This window comes from Variovorax sp. F042 (assembly GCF_057814215.1).
This window is the reverse complement of the sequence record NZ_JBVASX010000002.1, coordinates 115164-130947: the sequence shown is the minus strand read 5'-3', so window position 1 is coordinate 130947 and position 15784 is coordinate 115164. Positions and strand designations below refer to the sequence as shown.

15 protein-coding genes are annotated in these 15784 nt (G+C 67.4%); 14 read left to right on the top strand and 1 reads right to left on the bottom strand.

From position 1 onward, the window contains the following. The first annotated feature begins 6 nt into the window (after positions 1–6). From ACZYSP_RS09075 to ACZYSP_RS09045, 7 genes are all read left to right on the top strand, one after another. A complete protein-coding gene (locus tag ACZYSP_RS09075) occupies positions 7–966 on the top strand; it encodes a branched-chain amino acid ABC transporter permease (protein ID WP_093076048.1) in 960 nt (319 codons plus the stop codon). Next, positions 963–1730: an ABC transporter ATP-binding protein gene (locus ACZYSP_RS09070; protein ID WP_093050013.1), complete on the top strand. Its 768-nt coding sequence runs from the start codon at positions 963–965 to the stop codon at positions 1728–1730. The genes ACZYSP_RS09075 and ACZYSP_RS09070 overlap by 4 nt, the downstream gene beginning before the upstream one ends. Continuing rightward, the gene (locus tag ACZYSP_RS09065) at positions 1727–2440 is read left to right on the top strand and encodes an ABC transporter ATP-binding protein (RefSeq protein WP_093050016.1); all 714 of its coding nucleotides are present in this window, start codon (positions 1727–1729) and stop codon (positions 2438–2440) included. The genes ACZYSP_RS09070 and ACZYSP_RS09065 overlap by 4 nt, the downstream gene beginning before the upstream one ends. Before the next feature lie 34 nt (positions 2441–2474). Beyond that, positions 2475–3728, top strand: coding sequence for a Zn-dependent hydrolase (locus ACZYSP_RS09060; protein ID WP_093075315.1), 1254 nt, complete (start codon positions 2475–2477; stop codon positions 3726–3728). Further along, positions 3725–4843, top strand: a complete 1119-nt coding sequence (locus ACZYSP_RS09055) for an ABC transporter substrate-binding protein (protein WP_143062569.1) — start codon at positions 3725–3727, stop codon at positions 4841–4843. The genes ACZYSP_RS09060 and ACZYSP_RS09055 overlap by 4 nt, the downstream gene beginning before the upstream one ends. After that, positions 4840–6333, top strand: a complete 1494-nt coding sequence (locus tag ACZYSP_RS09050; protein ID WP_093075310.1) for a M81 family metallopeptidase — start codon at positions 4840–4842, stop codon at positions 6331–6333. Before ACZYSP_RS09055 ends, ACZYSP_RS09050 begins: the two co-directional genes overlap by 4 nt. 92 nt (positions 6334–6425) lie before the next feature. Next, a complete protein-coding gene (locus ACZYSP_RS09045) occupies positions 6426–6803 on the top strand; it encodes a nuclear transport factor 2 family protein (RefSeq protein WP_093075307.1) in 378 nt (125 codons plus the stop codon). 27 nt (positions 6804–6830) lie between these two features. Here the strand turns inward: ACZYSP_RS09045 and ACZYSP_RS09040 are convergent, their stop codons facing one another. Next, positions 6831–7976, bottom strand: coding sequence for a helix-turn-helix domain-containing protein (locus tag ACZYSP_RS09040; protein WP_093075305.1), 1146 nt, complete (start codon positions 7974–7976; stop codon positions 6831–6833). A gap of 178 nt (positions 7977–8154) precedes the next feature. Between ACZYSP_RS09040 and ACZYSP_RS09035 the strand changes: the two genes are divergently transcribed. From ACZYSP_RS09035 to ACZYSP_RS09005, 7 genes are all read left to right on the top strand, one after another. Continuing rightward, positions 8155–8652 carry a (2Fe-2S)-binding protein gene (locus ACZYSP_RS09035; RefSeq protein ID WP_093050034.1) on the top strand — a complete coding sequence of 166 codons (498 nt, stop codon included), beginning with the start codon at positions 8155–8157 and terminating at the stop codon, positions 8650–8652. Positions 8653–8665: 13 nt separating this feature from the next. Next, complete coding sequence (locus tag ACZYSP_RS09030) at positions 8666–11050, top strand: xanthine dehydrogenase family protein molybdopterin-binding subunit (protein WP_093050036.1); 2385 nt, start codon at positions 8666–8668, stop codon at positions 11048–11050. A gap of 20 nt (positions 11051–11070) precedes the next feature. Then, a complete protein-coding gene (locus ACZYSP_RS09025; protein WP_093050039.1) occupies positions 11071–11862 on the top strand; it encodes an FAD binding domain-containing protein in 792 nt (263 codons plus the stop codon). A gap of 67 nt (positions 11863–11929) precedes the next feature. Next, positions 11930–12820, top strand: coding sequence for an AAA family ATPase (locus tag ACZYSP_RS09020; RefSeq protein ID WP_093050042.1), 891 nt, complete (start codon positions 11930–11932; stop codon positions 12818–12820). Then, on the top strand, positions 12817–14037 hold the full coding sequence (locus tag ACZYSP_RS09015) for a vWA domain-containing protein (RefSeq protein ID WP_093075302.1): 1221 nt from the start codon (positions 12817–12819) through the stop codon (positions 14035–14037). Before ACZYSP_RS09020 ends, ACZYSP_RS09015 begins: the two co-directional genes overlap by 4 nt. Positions 14038–14071: 34 nt before the next feature. Then, positions 14072–14740 (top strand): SRPBCC family protein, encoded by a 669-nt coding sequence (locus tag ACZYSP_RS09010; protein WP_093075300.1) that lies wholly within the window; start codon positions 14072–14074, stop codon positions 14738–14740. Between the two features lie 14 nt (positions 14741–14754). Next, positions 14755–15777, top strand: a complete 1023-nt coding sequence (locus tag ACZYSP_RS09005) for an XdhC family protein (protein WP_093075297.1) — start codon at positions 14755–14757, stop codon at positions 15775–15777. The last annotated feature ends 7 nt before the right edge of the window (positions 15778–15784 follow it).

Genomic DNA, 15784 nt, shown 5'->3' with positions numbered 1-15784 from the left:
GACGTCATGCCGAGAAAAATCACATTCCTCCTGGCGCTGATCGCCGCGCTGGGCCTGCCGCTGGTGCTGAGCTCGGGCTCGCTCGCGAGCGAAGTGCTCATCTACGCGCTGGCAGCGCTGGGCTGCAACCTGCTGCTGGGCTACACGGGGCTGCTGTCCTTCGGGCAGGGCATCTTCTTCGGGCTGGGCAGCTACACCATCGCGATTCTGCTCACGCGCCTGCACCTGCCCATGCCGCTCGCATTGCTCGCGGCCATGGCCATGGGTGCGATCGGCGCGGCGGTGGTCGGCTGGGTTGCCATCCGCCAGCGCGGCACCTACTTCGTGATGCTCACGCTGGCCTTCGCGCAGATGTTCTATTTCATTGCCTACACCGCGACCGACCTCACGGGCGGCGACAACGGCCTGCTCGACGTGCCGCGCCCCGGCTTCATGGACACGCCGTGGAAGTACTACGCCTTCGTCGCGGTGATCTTCCTGATCGCCTTCGGCCTGCTGCTGCGCGTGACCGATTCGATCTTCGGCCGCACGCTGCTCGCCATCCGCGACAACGAGGATCGGGCCGCCGCCGTGGGCTACGACCTCAAGCGCTTCAAGCTGCTGGCCTTCATGATCTCGGGTGCCGTCACCGGTCTGGCGGGCGGGCTGCACGCCATGATGACCGGCATCGCGCCGCTGTCGAACGCCGAGTACCACACGAGCGAAATGATCCTGGTCATCACCGTGATCGGCGGCACCGGCAACCTGTTCGCCTCGGTGCTGGGCTCGGCCTTCTATGTGCTGCTGGCCGACTGGCTCTCCACGCTGTGGCCGCGCTGGCTGCTGCTGCTTGGGCTGCTGCTGATCGGCGTGAGCATCGGCATGCAGCGCGGGCTCTGGGGGCTGGGCGAGGGCATCTGGAAACGCATCTTCCGGCGGACGCCACCGGCTCCAAACGCGCCTGCCGCGCAAGGGGAGAAGGCATGAGCGACGTTCTCATCGAAGCCATTGGCGTCACCAAGCACTACGGCAAGTTCGCCGCGCTCGGCGGGGTCGACCTGAAGATCAGGCGCAACACCGTGCATTCGGTGATCGGTCCCAACGGCGCGGGCAAGACCACGCTGTTCCACATGCTCACGGGCACCGGCACGACCACTGGCGGCCGCATCCTGTTCGACGGCCACGACGTCACGCGCGAGCCCGACCACCGGCGCGTGCAGCGCGGCATGGCGCGCTCGTTCCAGGTCACGGCGCTGTTCCTCAGCCTGTCGGTGCGCGAGAACCTGCGCGTGGCGGCGCAGGGCGTTTCGCCGCGCCAGGCCATGAACTGCTGGCGCGCGCCAGTCGGCGAACTGGCCTGCACGCAGACGGTGGACGAGGTGCTGCAGCGCGTCGGGCTCGAACGGCTGGCGAACACGCCGGCCAGCGAGCTTTCGCATGGCCAGCAGCGCCGCCTCGAAGTGGGCATGGCGCTGGCCGCCAGGCCGAAGGCCATCTTCCTCGACGAGCCGACCTCGGGCATGGGCATCGACGACCTCGACGACATGAAGCAGCTCATTCGCAGCCTGCGTGACCGGCACACCGTGGTGCTGATCGAGCACAACATGAACATCGTGATGGACATTTCCGACACCGTGACCGTGATGCAACTGGGCCGCGTGCTCGCCGAGGGACTGCCGGGCGACATCCGTGCCGATGCGCGCGTGCGCACGGCCTATCTGGGCAACATGATCACCGGAGGCAAGGCATGAGCGGCCAGAACATCCTCGAAGTCGAAAAACTCCATGCGCACTACGGCAAGAGCCACGTGCTGCAGGGAATCTCGATGCGCGTGGGCGAGGCCGAGCTCGTCACGCTGCTGGGCCGCAACGGCGCGGGCAAGTCGACCACGCTCAAGAGCATTGCTGGTGCGGTCACCCCCACGAGCGGGCGCGTGCGCTTCCAGGGCGCCGACATCGCGGGCATGCCGCCGCACCGCATCGCCACGCGCGGCGTGTGCCTGGTGCCGGAGCACCGAGGCGTCTTCAAGCTGCTGACGGTAGAAGAAAACCTGCTGCTCGGCCTGCGGCGCGAATCGCCCTGGCAGCTGGCCGACATCTACCGCATCTTTCCGCGCCTGAAGGAGCGGCGGCGCAACGGCGGTGGGCAGCTCTCGGGTGGCGAGCAGCAGATGCTGGCCATTGGCCGCGCGCTCATGAACCACCCGCGCCTGCTGATCCTCGACGAGCCCGTCGAGGGCCTGGCGCCGGTGATCGTCGAGGAGATCGTCGCGCAGCTGAAGACCATCAAGGCGGCCGGCGTGGCCATCCTGCTGGTCGAGCAGAACCTCGAAGTCTGCGTGCAGCTGGCCGATCGCCACTACATCGTGGAGCAGGGCGTGATCGTGCACGAGGCCGGCAACGCAGCCTTCATGGCCGACCATGAAGTGAAAGACCGCTATCTGGGCGTGGGCCTTGCTTGAGGCTTCCCGCAACACTCATCCCTATCGCAAAGCCATGAACTCACACACTGAACTCCGCATCGACGGCCAGCGGCTCTGGAACTCGCTGATGGAACTGGCGCAACTCGGCGCCACCGAGAAAGGCGGCGTCTGCCGCATCGCGCTGACCGACCTCGACCGCCAGGGCCGCGACCTGTTCGTGCGCTGGGTGCGCGAGGCGGGCTGCGAAGTCCGCGTGGACGCCATCGGCAACATCTTCGCGCGCCGCGCCGGCCGCAATAACGCGCTGCCGCCCGTTACCACCGGCAGCCACATCGACACGCAACCCACCGGTGGCAAGTTCGATGGCAACTACGGCGTGCTCGCGGGGCTGGAGGTGATCCGAAGCCTGAACGACGCGAAGATCGAAACCGAGGCGCCGCTCGAAGTGGCGGTGTGGACCAACGAGGAAGGCTCGCGCTTCGTGCCCGTGATGATGGGCTCCGGCGTGTTCGCCGGTGCGTTCACGCTCGAGCATGCACTGGCGCAGTGCGACAACGACGGCGTCAGCGTGTCCGACGCGCTTGCCTCCATTGGCTACGCGGGCAGCACGCCCGCGTCGGCAACAACATCGCCGGTGGGCGCGTACTTCGAGGCGCACATCGAGCAGGGCCCGGTGCTCGAAGCCAACGAGCGCGTGATCGGCGTGGTCGAAGGCGCTCTCGGCCAGCGCTGGTACGACGTGGTGGTGCAAGGCATGGAAGCCCATGCCGGCCCCACGCCGATGGAGCTGCGCAAGGACGCGCTGCTGGCCGCCTCCGAACTCGTGATCGAGGTCAACCGCATCGCGCTCGCCCACGCGCCGCATGGGCGCGGCACGGTCGGCTGGATCGACAACTACCCGAACTCGCGCAACGTGATCCCGGGCCGCGTGAAGCTCAGCGTCGACCTGCGCGCGGCCGACGACGTGGTGCTGTCGGCCATGGACGCCGAACTGAAAGAAGCCGTGCAGCGCATTGCCACGAAGGGCAAGGTCGAGATGTCGGTGGAGCAGGTCGTGTACTTCCAGCCGCAGCCCTTCACTCCCAAGCTCGTGTCTGCCGTGCGCGAAGCTGCGCAGGCGCAGGGCATGACCTGGATGAACGTGATCAGCGGCGCGGGCCACGACGCGGTGTACCTCGCACGCGTGTGCCCCACGGCCATGATCTTCGTGCCTTGTCTCGACGGCATCAGCCACAACGAGATCGAGGACGCACAGCCCGACCATCTCGAAGCCGGCTGCAACGTGCTGCTGCAAGCCATGCTGCAAAGCGCGGGAGTCGTGTCGTGAAGGCGTGGAGCCGCGCCCTGATGGCGCTTGCCCTCGCGTGGTCCGTGGTGCCGGCAAGCGCTGCCGAACCCATCCTGGTGGGCCAGTCCGCGGTACTGACGGGGCCGCTGGCACCTAACAGCCTCGCGTTCATGGAAGGCCAGACGCTGTTGTTCGACCAGCTGAACAAGGCCGGTGGCATCGGCGGGCGGCCCGTCAAGATGATCACGTACGACGATGTCTATGCGGCCGACAAGGCCGCGGCCAACGCCGAGAAGCTGCTGGGCACCGACCGCGTGGTCTGCCTCTTCGGAACCATGGGCACGGGCATCGGTGCGGCCATGGCGCCCGTGGCGGCGAAATACGACAGCTTCATCTTCGGCGGGCTGACCGGTGCCGCGGTGCTGCGCGGGCCGAAGGTGCCGATCTATCACGTGCGCGAGTCGTACGCCGACGAAGTGCGCCGCGTGATGACCCATCTGGCGACGGTGGGCCTGACGCGCATCGCCATCGTCTCCAGCGACGACGCCTACGGCAAGGGCATCGAGAAGGACGCGATAGACGCGCTCCAGAAGAACGGGCTGTCCCAGGTGCTGGCGCTGCGCTTCGACCCGCAGGAAAAGGAACCGACGCGCGCCGCGCAGCAGATCATTGCCAGCGGCGCGCAGGCCGTGTACGTCATTGCGGCCGGCATGCCGGCGATCAACATGATCCGGGCGCTGGTCGCCGCGCCGATTCATCCGCAGATCTACACGAACTCGGTGGCCAGTTCTTTCCTGCTCTACAAGGAGCTCGGCGAGAAGAGCCGCGGCATCGTGCTGTCGCAGGTGATGCCGCCGTTCTGGAAGACCCGCTTCCCGATCGTCGACGAGTACCAGCGCGCGCGCAAGAGCGCGGGCAGCGAGGGCGAGGGCTCCTACCTGGGCCTGGAGGGCTACATCACGGCCAAGGCGTTTGCGGAAGCGCTGCAGCGTGTCAAGGGGCCGATCACCACCGAATCGCTCAGGCGAACCATCGAGACCTCGCCGCCCATGAACCTGGGTGGCTACATGCTGACGTTCAAGGCCGACAACCGCAACGGTTCGAATTTCGGCGACATCACGATGCTGGCAAGCGGCGGGAAGTTTGCTCAATGAAAGTCTTGATAGCGCGCCTCAACCACGAGACCAACACCTTCTCGCCCGTGCCCACGCCGCTCGCGGCCTTCGGGCCCGACGGGCCGACCTTCGGCGAGCAGGCTTACCGCGACAACAAGAGCATGCGCACGGCGATGTCGGCCTTCATCGACCTGGCCGAAGCGGCCGGCGCCGAACTCGTCACGCCGGTGTCGGCCTCGGCCAACCCGAGCGGGCCGGTCGACGCGCAGGCCTACACGCTGCTGACGCAATGCATCGTCGATGCGGCTGCGGGTTGCGATGCCATCCTGCTCGACCTGCACGGCGCGATGGTGGCGCAGAACAGCGCCGACGGCGAAGGTGACCTGCTGGTGCGCCTGCGCGCGGCGGCACCGGGCGTGCCCATTGGAGTGGCGCTCGACCTGCATGCCAACGTCACGCCCGAGATGGTGGAAAACGCGGACGTGATCGTCGGCTTCAAGACCTACCCGCACATCGACATGTACGAGACCGGCGAGCACGCCGGCCGCCTGCTGCTCGACCTGCTGGCCGGGCGCAGCAAGCCGGCGATGCGCTGGCACCGGCTGCCGCTGATGGCGCACACGCTGCGCAGTGCGTCGTTCACAGGCGCGATGCAGCGCGCCATCGAGGCGGCGCGCGAGGCCGAGAAGTCGGAGTCGCTCGCGGTGTCGATCCTGGCGGGTTTTTCGCTGTCGGACATCGAGTCGCCGTGCATGAGCGTGATCGTCGTCGATGCGCAGTCGCCCGAGCGCGCGCAGGCCACGGCCGACCGCATCGCCGCGCAGATGTGGAGCGAGCGCGAGGCCTTCATCTACCGCAGCGAACCGCTGGCGCAGTCGATCGGGCGCGCGAAGCTGATTGCCGAGGGCGCGACGCGCCCGGTGCTGCTGCTCGACCATGGCGACAACTGCATGTCCGGCGGCAGCTGCGACACCATGGACGTTCTGCAGGAGGCGCTGGCGCAGGGGCTGCACGGCATCGGCGTCGGGCCGCTGTGCGACCCCGAAGCGGTGGCGCAACTGGTCGAGGCGGGCGAGGGCGCGCAGGTGACGGTGGCGCTCGGCAACAAGGTCTCGCTCGAAGGCATCGGCCTCTCGAAGACGCCGGTGCGCCTGACGGGCACCGTGCGAACCATCAGCGACGGCGAGTACGTCATTACCGGTCCCACCTATACCGGCCAGCGCAGCAGCATGGGGCGCACGGTGCTGTTCGACATCGGCACGGCGCGCATCGTGGTGACCGAGCGCACGCAGGAGCCTTGGGATATCGGCGTCTTCGAATGCGCGGGGCTCGATCCGCGCAAGGAGCGCTTTCTGCTGCTCAAGTCGCGCATGTATTGCCGGCCGGTGTTCGAGCCGCTGTCGGCCGCGCTGGTGGAGTGCGACAGCCCGGGCGTCACGAGCTCGGACTACAGCCTGTTCCCGTTCAGCAAGGTGCGCCGGCCGGTGTTTCCGCTGGATGCGAACGCCTCGATGGACGCTGCAGCATGACCTGAGACGTCATCGACGCGAATCGCGTGCGACGCGACCATTCCTTCACCCCGCGATGTTGCGGGTCGAAACCCTCGAAAGGAATCGTCATCATGAACACCGCCGCACACGATGCCACCGCGATCGCCCAACGCTACATCGCCGTCTGGAACGAAACCGATGCCGCGCGCCGCGCCGCGCTGATCGAAGCCGGGTGGACGGCCAACGCCCGCTACGTGGACCCGATGGCGCAGGCCAGCGGGCACGAGCAGATCAGTGCGCTGGTCGGCGTGGTGCACCAGCGCTACCCGGGCTTTCGCTTCAACCTGCTGGGCAAGGCCGATGCGCACGGCGACCACTTGCGTTTTTCATGGACGCTGGGGCCGAGCGGAGCGGAAGACCTGATTCAGGGCACCGACTTCGTGCGGCTCGATGCAGGCAAGCTCAGTTCGGTGACGGGCTTTCTGGACAAGGTGCCGGTCGGCGCCTGAGCCTGAACGAAAACTGAACGCCGGCGCTCAATCCGGCGCGCCGGCCGGCCGTCCACGCCACAGCTTGCGGTAGACGGTCGCCCGGCTGATGCCCAGGGCCCGTGCCGCTTCCGCCACATTGCCGCGCGCATCGGCCACTGCCTTGCGGATCAGCGCGGTTTCCACATCGCGCAGCCGCGGGCGGGTGTCGGAAGCAGGCGCGCCCGCCGTGCCGCTGGTGCTGCTGCGCTGGGGTCGCACCTGCACCCGAAGGCCCGACCAGAGCGGCACTTCGAGCACCGCGTCGGCGCGTCGGGCCGCGTCGAACATCATGTGCAGCGGCAGCGCGAACAGGTCGTTGAAGTGCAATGCATGCTCGCTGCGCGGCAGCGGCTGGTGCAGCATCTGCCGGGCCGCCGCGTTGGCGCCCGTGACGCTGCCGGTGGCGTCGATGCACAGCAGACCCTCGGTGGCCTCGCTGTTCGTGCTGCCGGGCCACGCCAGGTGCAGCAGCAGTTCGCAGGGTTCGCGCATCACCAGCATGTTCTCGATGCTGCGCGCCGACAGGGTGGCCAGGTGGCGCAGCTCGGGTCGTTCGACCACCTGCACGCCGGTCAGGTCGAGCATGCCGATGCAGTCGCCACGGGGGCCGAACAGCGGGGCGCCGGCGCAGCTGTAGACGCCGGTGTCGTCGAAGAAATGCTCGCCACGGTGCAGCCACACCGATTCCTGCTCGGCCAGTGCGGTGCCGATGGCGCTGGTGCCGATGGCGCGCTCAGACAGGTCGACGCCGACGCGTCCGATGTCGCGTGCATACCGGCTGGCGGCGTCGGCGCCGTCAGGCAGGTTGCCCACGTCGATGACGATGCCGTCGGCATCGGTCAGTACGGCGAAATAACGGGTGTCGGCAATGGCGCGCGACAGCCGCTCTATCACCGGACGGGCCGCCGAGACCAGCGCCCGGTTGCGCTCGGCGACGTCGCGGCTGGCCGAGCGGCTCACCGGGTCGAAGCTGACTCGCTGCTGGGGCCGGCGACCGGCCTCGATGCAGCGCTGCCAGGAGCGGGTGATCCACGAATCGACGCAGGCGGCGCCGCGCGCCCGGGCGGCCGACTCGCCCTCGATCACTTCGCGGCGGGCTTGGGCAATGGCCAGGGAACGCTCAGGCGATGGCGAAACGATAGAGACGGGCATCGTGGTTTTTCGCGCGTGTGGGGCGGCTTTTCCTGGCTCGCCGGACGGCAAGCTGTTTCATTTTGAGAATTTCGCGCGGTCTGTGCAAGTGTCAAGGGTTTTGCCTAGGATAGTGCGAAAGGTCGGCATCCAAGATGCTTTTGCTGAAACAGCCATCACCTTTAACGGAGACAGCCAAATGCAGGTCGCTTTCAAGGTCAACGGCCGTCAGGTCACGGTCGACGCTCCTCCCAACACCTTCCTCGTCTACGCCATCCGGGAGCACCTCCATCTCACCGGTACCCACGTTGGCTGCGACACCGCCCAGTGCGGTGCCTGCACCGTCCACGTGAATGGCCGGGCCGTCAAATCTTGCAATGTGCTGGTAGCCCAGGCTGCCGGCGCGGACATCACCACCATCGAGGGCATTGCCGAGGCTGACGGCACCATGCACCCCATGCAGGCGGCCTTCAAGGAATGCCACGGCCTGCAGTGCGGTTTCTGCACTCCCGGCATGGTCATGAGCGCAATCGACCTGTGCACCCACCACCCCAAGTCGAGCGAGTCGGAAATCCGCGAACTGCTCGACGGCAACCTGTGCCGCTGCACGGGCTATCAGAACATCGTGAAGGCAGTGAAGATGGGCGGCGAGGCAATGGCCTCGGGCACTCCCGTCAAGACAACCGTAACGGCATGAAGGGAGCGACATCATGGGTGCTTCCGACTTCTCGAACCTGCCGCACATCGGCGAGGCGCTACGGCGCAAGGAAGACTACCGCTTCCTGACCGGCGCCGGCAACTACACCGACGACATCACGCTGGCCAACCAGAGCCATGCGGTCTTCGTGCGCTCGCCGCACGCCCACGCCGCCATCAAGTCGATCGACATTGCCGAGGCACTGAAGATGCCCGGTGTGATCGGTATCTTCAGCGGCAAGGACATCGAAGGAAAGATGGGCGGCCTGCCTTGCGGCTGGCTCATCAACAACCCCGACGGCACCCCCATGAAGGAGCCGATGCACCCGATCCTCGCGATCAAGAAGGTGCGCTACGTGGGCGACCATGTCGCGATGGTCGTGGCCGAGACGGTCGAGCAGGCCAAGAACGCGGCCGAGGCGGTGGTGGTCGATTACGACGTGCTGCCCGCGCTCGTGAGCGTGGCCGACGCGGCGAAAAAGGCCGGCGGCGCGGTGCTGCACGACGAGGCGCCCGACAACCAGTGCTACAAGTGGGCGCTGGGCGACAAGGCGGCGGTCGATGCGGTGTTCGCCAATGCCGCGCACGTCACCAAGCTCGACCTGGTCAACAACCGGTTGATTCCCAACCCCATCGAGCCGCGCGTGGCCATCGGCAGCTACAGCCGGGGCACCGACGACTACACGCTCTACGTGTCCAACCAGAACCCGCACGTCGAGCGCCTGCTGATGACGGCCTTCGTGCTGGGCCTGCCAGAGCACAAGGTGCGGGTGATAGCGCCCGACGTGGGCGGCGGCTTCGGCTCCAAGATCTTCCTGTATGCAGAAGACGTGTGCCTGACCTGGGCCGCCAAGCAGCTCAACCGCAACATCAAGTGGACGGCGGAACGCTCGGAGTGCTTCCTGTCTGACGCGCATGGCCGCGACCATGTGAGCCACGCCGAAATGGCGATGGACAAAGACGGCAAGTTCCTCGCGCTGCGCGTGCATACAGACGCCAACCTCGGCGCCTACCTGTCGACCTTCTCGACCGCGGTGCCCACCATCCTCTACGCCACGCTGCTGGCGGGCCAGTACACCACGCCGCAGATCTACGTGGAGGTCGACGCCTGGTTCACCAACACCGCGCCGGTCGATGCCTACCGCGGAGCGGGGCGGCCCGAGGCTACCTACCTGCTGGAGCGGCTGGTGTCGCGCTGCGCCTGGGAAATGAAGCTGGGGCAGGACGAGATCCGCAAGCGCAACTTCATCAGCACCTTCCCGTACCAGACGCCGGTGGCGTTGCAGTACGACACGGGCGACTTCCACGCCTGCATGGACAAGGCCCGCGTGCTGGCCGAGGTCGATGGCTTCGCGGCGCGCAAGTCGGCCACCGAGGCCAAGGGCAAGCTGCGCGGCATCGGCTACTCGAGCTATATCGAGGCTTGCGGCATCGCGCCGTCGAACATTGCCGGCGCACTCGGTGCGCGGGCGGGCCTGTTCGAATGCGGCGAGATCCGCGTGCACCCGACCGGCAGCGTGACCGTGTTCACCGGCTCGCACAGCCACGGGCAGGGCCACGAAACCACCTTCGCACAGGTCGTCGCGGCGCGGCTGGGCATTCCGGTCGAGAACGTCGACGTGGTGCATGGCGACACCGGCCGCGTGCCCTTCGGCATGGGCACCTACGGTTCGCGCTCCATCTCGGTGGGCGGCGCGGCCATCATGAAGGCGCTCGACAAGATCGAGACCAAGGCCAAGAAAATCGCCGCGCACCTGATGGAGGCGAGCGACGCCGACATCGAGTTCGCCAACGGCGAGTTCACGGTCAAGGGCACCGACAAGAAGATCCCCTTCGGCCAGGTGGCGCTCACGGCCTACGTGCCGCACAACTACCCGCTCGACAAGCTGGAGCCGGGCCTGAACGAAACCGCCTTCTACGACCCGACCAACTTCACCTTCCCGGGCGGCACCTACATCTGCGAGGTCGAAGTCGACAAGCAGACCGGCGAAGTCAAGGTCGACCGCTTCACTGCAGTGGACGACTTCGGCACCATCATCAACCCGATGATCGTCGAGGGCCAGGTGCACGGCGGGCTGGTGCAGGGCATCGGCCAGGCGCTTCTCGAAAACTGCGTCTACGACAACGAGACAGGCCAGCTGCTCACCGGCAGCTTCATGGACTACGCCATGCCGCGAGCAGGCGACTTTCCGCAATTCAAGCTCGACACCGTGTGCACCCCGTGCACACACAACCCGCTCGGCACCAAGGGCTGCGGCGAGGCGGGGGCCATCGGCTCGCCGCCGGCCGTGATCAATGCGGTGCTCGACGCGCTGGCGCCATTGGGCGTCAAGGATTTCGATATGCCTGCCTCCCCCAGCCGCGTCTGGGAAGCGATGCAGGCCGTGGCTCAACACTAAAACAAAGAAGGAATCACACCATGTATGCCTTCACACTCGAACGGCCTGCCACCGTGGCCGATGCGGCCAAACTCGTTGCCGCCGGCGCCAAGCCGCTGGCGGGCGGGCAGACCCTGCTGGCTTCGATGAAGCTGCGGCTCTCGGCCCCCGAACAGTTGGTGGACCTCAGCGGCATCAAGGAACTCACCGGCATCACGAAAAACGGCAACGCCATCACCATCGGCGCCATGTCGCGCCATCTCGACGTGGCGAACAACGCCGACGTGAAGGCCGCCTACCCGGCGCTGGCCGACCTGGCTTCGCGCATCGGCGACCGGCAGGTGCGCGCGATGGGCACCATCGGCGGCTCGGTGGCCAACAACGATCCGGCGGCGTGCTATCCCAGCGCGGTGCTTGCTTCGGGCGCGACCGTGGTCACGTCGAAGCGCGAGATTGCGGCGGACGATTTCTTCCTGGGCCTGTTCACCACGGCGCTGGAAGAAGACGAGCTGATCACCGCGATCCGCTTTCCCATTCCGAAGCGCGCCGTCTACGAAAAGCTGCGCCAGAAGGCATCCAACTTTCCGCTGGTCGGCGTGTTCCTTGCGCAATACGACAGCGGCGTGCGCGTGGCGATCACCGGCGCGGGCAACGGCGTGTTCCGCCATGCCGGGCTGGAAGACGCGCTCAACAAGAGCTTCACCGCAGCCGCCGCTGCAGCGGTGAAGATCGACGCGAGCGATCTCAACAGCGACTTGCATGCCTCGGCTGCGTACCGCGCGAACCTGATCAGCGTGCTGACCCAACGCGCCGTCACCAAGGCCCTGGGCTGAAGAGGCCGGGGCTGCCGATTGCCCACCGGAAGGCGCGACACTCTCGCGTCTTCCGCTACGCTTTGCCATGATCTTTCCGACCATCGATTCCCTTTCCGAAGCTTTGGTGCAGGCCGGCTACTTCGCCGACCGGCGGCTGGCGACGGCTGTGTTTCTTGCGCTCAAGCTGCAGCGCCCGCTGCTGCTCGAAGGCGAGCCCGGCGTCGGCAAGACTGAGCTGGCCAAAGCGCTGTCGACCGCGCTGAACCGCGAGCTGCTGCGCCTGCAGTGTTACGACGGCCTGGAGCAGCGCGAAGCGCTCTACGAATGGAACTACGCGGCGCAGTTGCTGCACATGCGCGCGGCTGAAGCCACGGGCGCGGCGCGCGACGTGGAAGCCGAGGTCTACCAGCCGCACTACCTGATCCGCCGCCCGCTGCTGCAGGCGCTGCAGACGCCGCTGCCCGGCGCCGTGCTGCTGATCGACGAGGTGGACCGCGCCGACGAGCCCTTCGAGGCCTTCCTGCTCGAATACCTGGGCGAGTACCAGGTGAGCATTCCCGAGCTGGGCACGGTGCGCGCCGTGGTGCCGCCCGTCACCATCCTCACGAGCAACCGCACGCGCGAACTCAACGATGCGGTCAAGCGCCGCTGTCTCTATCACTGGCTCGACTATCCCGAGCGAGAGCGCGAACTGGCCATCGTGCGCGCACAGGTGCCGCAGGCCGGCGAGAAGCTGTCGGCGCAGGTGTCGGCATTCGTCGCGCGGCTGCGCGAGGCGCCTTTCGTCAACGCCTTCCAACGTGCACCCGGCATCGCCGAGAGCGTCGAATGGGCGAGGGCGCTGATTGCGCTCGACACCGTCGAACTCGACCCCGAGGTGGTGGTCGACACCGCCGGCATCCTGTTCAAGCAGCGCGACGACGTGGCCGCGCTGACGCGGGAGCTGGCGTCGGACCTGCTCAAGCCCGAGGCATGACGACCACCGGTATCCAGCAACTCGGCGACGTTCGCAGCGGCAAGCTCGCCGGCAACATCACCGCCTTCGGCCGTGCGCTGCGCCGTGCCGGCGTGCGCACCGACGCCATGCGCATCGCGCTGGCTGCCGAAGCGGCCACGCTGGTAGGCGTGGAAGACAGGCTCGACCTGAGCGCCGCGATGGAAGCCGTGATGGTGAGCCGCGAGCAGGACCGCATGGTGTTCCGCGAACTCTTCGACGCTTGGTTCCGCGATCCGGAGCTGGCCAACAAGCTGCTCGCACAGATGCTGCCGAGCGCCGAAGGCAAGGCGGAGCCATCGAAGCGCCGGCCGCGCGTGCGCGAGGCGCTCACCGCACCGCGCAACCCTGCCAAGCCAGCCGAGCTGGCCAAGCCCGACCGCGAGATCGAGTTCGACGCTGCCATGACGTCGAGCGACCGCCAGCGCCTGCAGCATGCGGACTTCAACGCGCTCGGCGCTTCTGAGTACCGCCTGGTCGAGCGGCTTGCGCGCGACATCAGGCTGCCGATTCCCGAGCTGCCGTCGCGCCGTCTGCGCGTGGCTGGCGACGCGGGCCGGCAGCACGCGCGCATGCACTGGCCAGGCGTGCTGCACGAGGCGGCGCGCACGGGCGGCGAGATCCTGCGGCTGCCCAAACTGGCCCGGCGCCAGCAGCCCTTGCCGCTGCTGGTGCTGGTCGATGTGTCGGGCTCGATGGAGCGCTATGCGCGCTTGCTGCTGGCTTTCCTGCACGCCGCCACTCGCCGCGCGGGCCGGCGCGACGTGTTCGCCTTCGGCACCCGCCTGACCGACCTGACCCCCGCCTTCCGGCTCGCCGACACCGACGCCATGCTCGGCGCCGCCAGCCTCGCCATCGACGACTTCGCGGGCGGCACGCGGCTCGGCAGCTCCCTGACCGAATTGCGCCGCGCCCACACCCGCCGCCTGACCGGCCGCCGCACCCTGGTGCTGGTGATCAGTGATGGCCTCGACACCGGCGAACCGTCGCTGCTGGAGCAGGAGCTGCTGTGGCTCAAGCGCCATTCGCGCCGCCTGCTGTGGCTCAACCCCTTGCTGCGCTTCGAGGGCTACGCCCCTCTGGCGCGTGGGGCCAGTGTTCTGCACCGGCAAGCAGACGCGATGCTGGCAGTTCACAATCTCAGCGCACTCGAACAGCTCGCAGCGAGCCTGGCCGCCCTGATGCGGTCCGGCCGCTAGCGTTGCCCGGGAAGGAAGACAAAGGAAACCCACCATGGAAATGCTCGGAAACCGCCGCCTCGGCATCACCCAACAACAGGCCTGGGAAGCGCTCAACGACCCCGAGACACTGAAGAAGTGCATTCCCGGTTGCGACAAGTTCGAGCTCACGGGTGACAACCAGTACAGCGTCGCGCTCGCCGTCAAGATCGGCCCGGTGTCGGCCAAGTTCAACGGCAAGGTGATGCTGTCGGACATCGTGGCGCCCGATGGCTACAAGCTGAGCTTCGAAGGGCAGGGCGGCGTGGCAGGGTTCGCCAAGGGCTCGTCGAGTGTCTCGCTCAAGCCGGTGACGGCCGAAGCTGCACCGGCCGAGGCTGCCGTCTCGCATGAAGCCGAGGCCGCATCGTCTCCTGCCGTCCCCGGCTGCGAGCTCGACTACACCGTGCAGGCCCAGGTCGGCGGCAAGATCGCCCAGCTCGGCCAGCGTCTGATCGACGGCGCAGCCAAGTCGACCGCCGACGATTTCTTCAAGCGCTTCGAGGCCGAGATGCAGAGCCGCTACGGCCCGCCGCCCGCGCCCGTCGTGGAAGCCACCGCCGAAGCGCCTGCAGAGAAGGCCGGCATGATGTCCGGCCTCATGAAGAAGATCGGCCTCGGCAAGAAGGACGACAACAGCGACAACAAGGACGCGCCCGCCGTACCGGGCGACGCCAGCAGCTAGGAACCGGCCGCGCCATGGAAAACCTCGACGTCATGGTGCTGCGCACGCTGCGCGACTGGCGGCGTGCCGGCAAGCGCGCGCTGCTGACGACCGTTGTGCGCACCTGGGGCTCGTCGCCCCGGCCCGTGGGTTCGATCATGGCCCTGGCCGAAGACGGCGCGGTGGTCGGCTCGGTCTCGGGCGGCTGCATCGAGGACGACCTGATCGCGCGCTACAGCCACGCGCATGGCAAGGGCGAAGACGTGCCGCTGGGTGCGCCACCCGCGCTCGTGAAGTACGGCATTACCGCCGACGAGGCGCATCGTTTCGGACTGCCCTGCGGCGGCACGCTGGAGCTGCTGCTCGAATACGCGCCCGATGCCAGCTCGCTCGACCTGCTGGTCGAGCAGCTGGAACAAGGCAAGCTCATGCAGCGCACGGTGACGCTCGCCACCGGCGCGGTGCGGCTCGCCGAGGCGAAAGCCCCCGACGAGCTCACCGTGAACGACACCGAGCTCACCAACACCTTCGGCCCCGAGTACCGCATGCTGCTGATCGGCGCCGGCCAGCTGGCCGAGTACCTCGCGACGATGGCCAAGTTCAGCGGCTTTGCCGTGACGCTGTGCGACCCGCGCGCCGAGTACCGCACCGCGTGGTCGCTGCCCGGCGTGCACATCACGACCGAGATGCCCGACGACGCGGTGTTGGCCTTCAAGCCCGACCGCCGCAGCTGCGTGGTCGCGCTCACGCACGATCCCAAGCTCGACGACCTCGCGCTGCTCGAAGCACTGCAGAGCGAAGCCTTCTACGTCGGCGCCATCGGCTCGCGTCGCAATGCCGACGCGCGGCGCGACCGCATGATCGAGCACTTCGACCAGACCGAAGAATCGCTCGCGCGGCTGCGCGGGCCTATCGGCATCTACATCGGCAGCAAGACGCCGCCGGAGATCGCGGTGAGCGTGATGGCCGAGATACTGGCTGTGAAGAACGCTGTGACGCTGCCGCGTGAGGTCGAGGTGGCGCGGGCCAAGGAAATGCAGCAGTTGCAGCCGAGCTGATTTGCTT

Excerpts from the sequence above, each read along its gene's own strand:
- ACZYSP_RS09035 (WP_093050034.1), top strand. The coding sequence starts at position 8,155 with ATGCAGGTCGCTTTCAAGGTCAACGGCCGTCAGGTCACGGTCGACGCT.
- ACZYSP_RS09025 (WP_093050039.1), top strand. The coding sequence starts at position 11,071 with ATGTATGCCTTCACACTCGAACGGCCTGCCACCGTGGCCGATGCGGCC.
- ACZYSP_RS09005 (WP_093075297.1), top strand. The coding sequence starts at position 14,755 with ATGGAAAACCTCGACGTCATGGTGCTGCGCACGCTGCGCGACTGGCGG.
- ACZYSP_RS09075 (WP_093076048.1), top strand. The coding sequence starts at position 7 with ATGCCGAGAAAAATCACATTCCTCCTGGCGCTGATCGCCGCGCTGGGC.
- ACZYSP_RS09020 (WP_093050042.1), top strand. The coding sequence starts at position 11,930 with ATGATCTTTCCGACCATCGATTCCCTTTCCGAAGCTTTGGTGCAGGCC.
- ACZYSP_RS09050 (WP_093075310.1), top strand. The coding sequence starts at position 4,840 with ATGAAAGTCTTGATAGCGCGCCTCAACCACGAGACCAACACCTTCTCG.
- ACZYSP_RS09040 (WP_093075305.1), bottom strand. The coding sequence starts at position 7,976 with ATGCCCGTCTCTATCGTTTCGCCATCGCCTGAGCGTTCCCTGGCCATT.
- ACZYSP_RS09070 (WP_093050013.1), top strand. The coding sequence starts at position 963 with ATGAGCGACGTTCTCATCGAAGCCATTGGCGTCACCAAGCACTACGGC.
- ACZYSP_RS09015 (WP_093075302.1), top strand. The coding sequence starts at position 12,817 with ATGACGACCACCGGTATCCAGCAACTCGGCGACGTTCGCAGCGGCAAG.
- ACZYSP_RS09060 (WP_093075315.1), top strand. The coding sequence starts at position 2,475 with ATGAACTCACACACTGAACTCCGCATCGACGGCCAGCGGCTCTGGAAC.
- ACZYSP_RS09030 (WP_093050036.1), top strand. The coding sequence starts at position 8,666 with ATGGGTGCTTCCGACTTCTCGAACCTGCCGCACATCGGCGAGGCGCTA.
- ACZYSP_RS09065 (WP_093050016.1), top strand. The coding sequence starts at position 1,727 with ATGAGCGGCCAGAACATCCTCGAAGTCGAAAAACTCCATGCGCACTAC.
- ACZYSP_RS09045 (WP_093075307.1), top strand. The coding sequence starts at position 6,426 with ATGAACACCGCCGCACACGATGCCACCGCGATCGCCCAACGCTACATC.
- ACZYSP_RS09010 (WP_093075300.1), top strand. The coding sequence starts at position 14,072 with ATGGAAATGCTCGGAAACCGCCGCCTCGGCATCACCCAACAACAGGCC.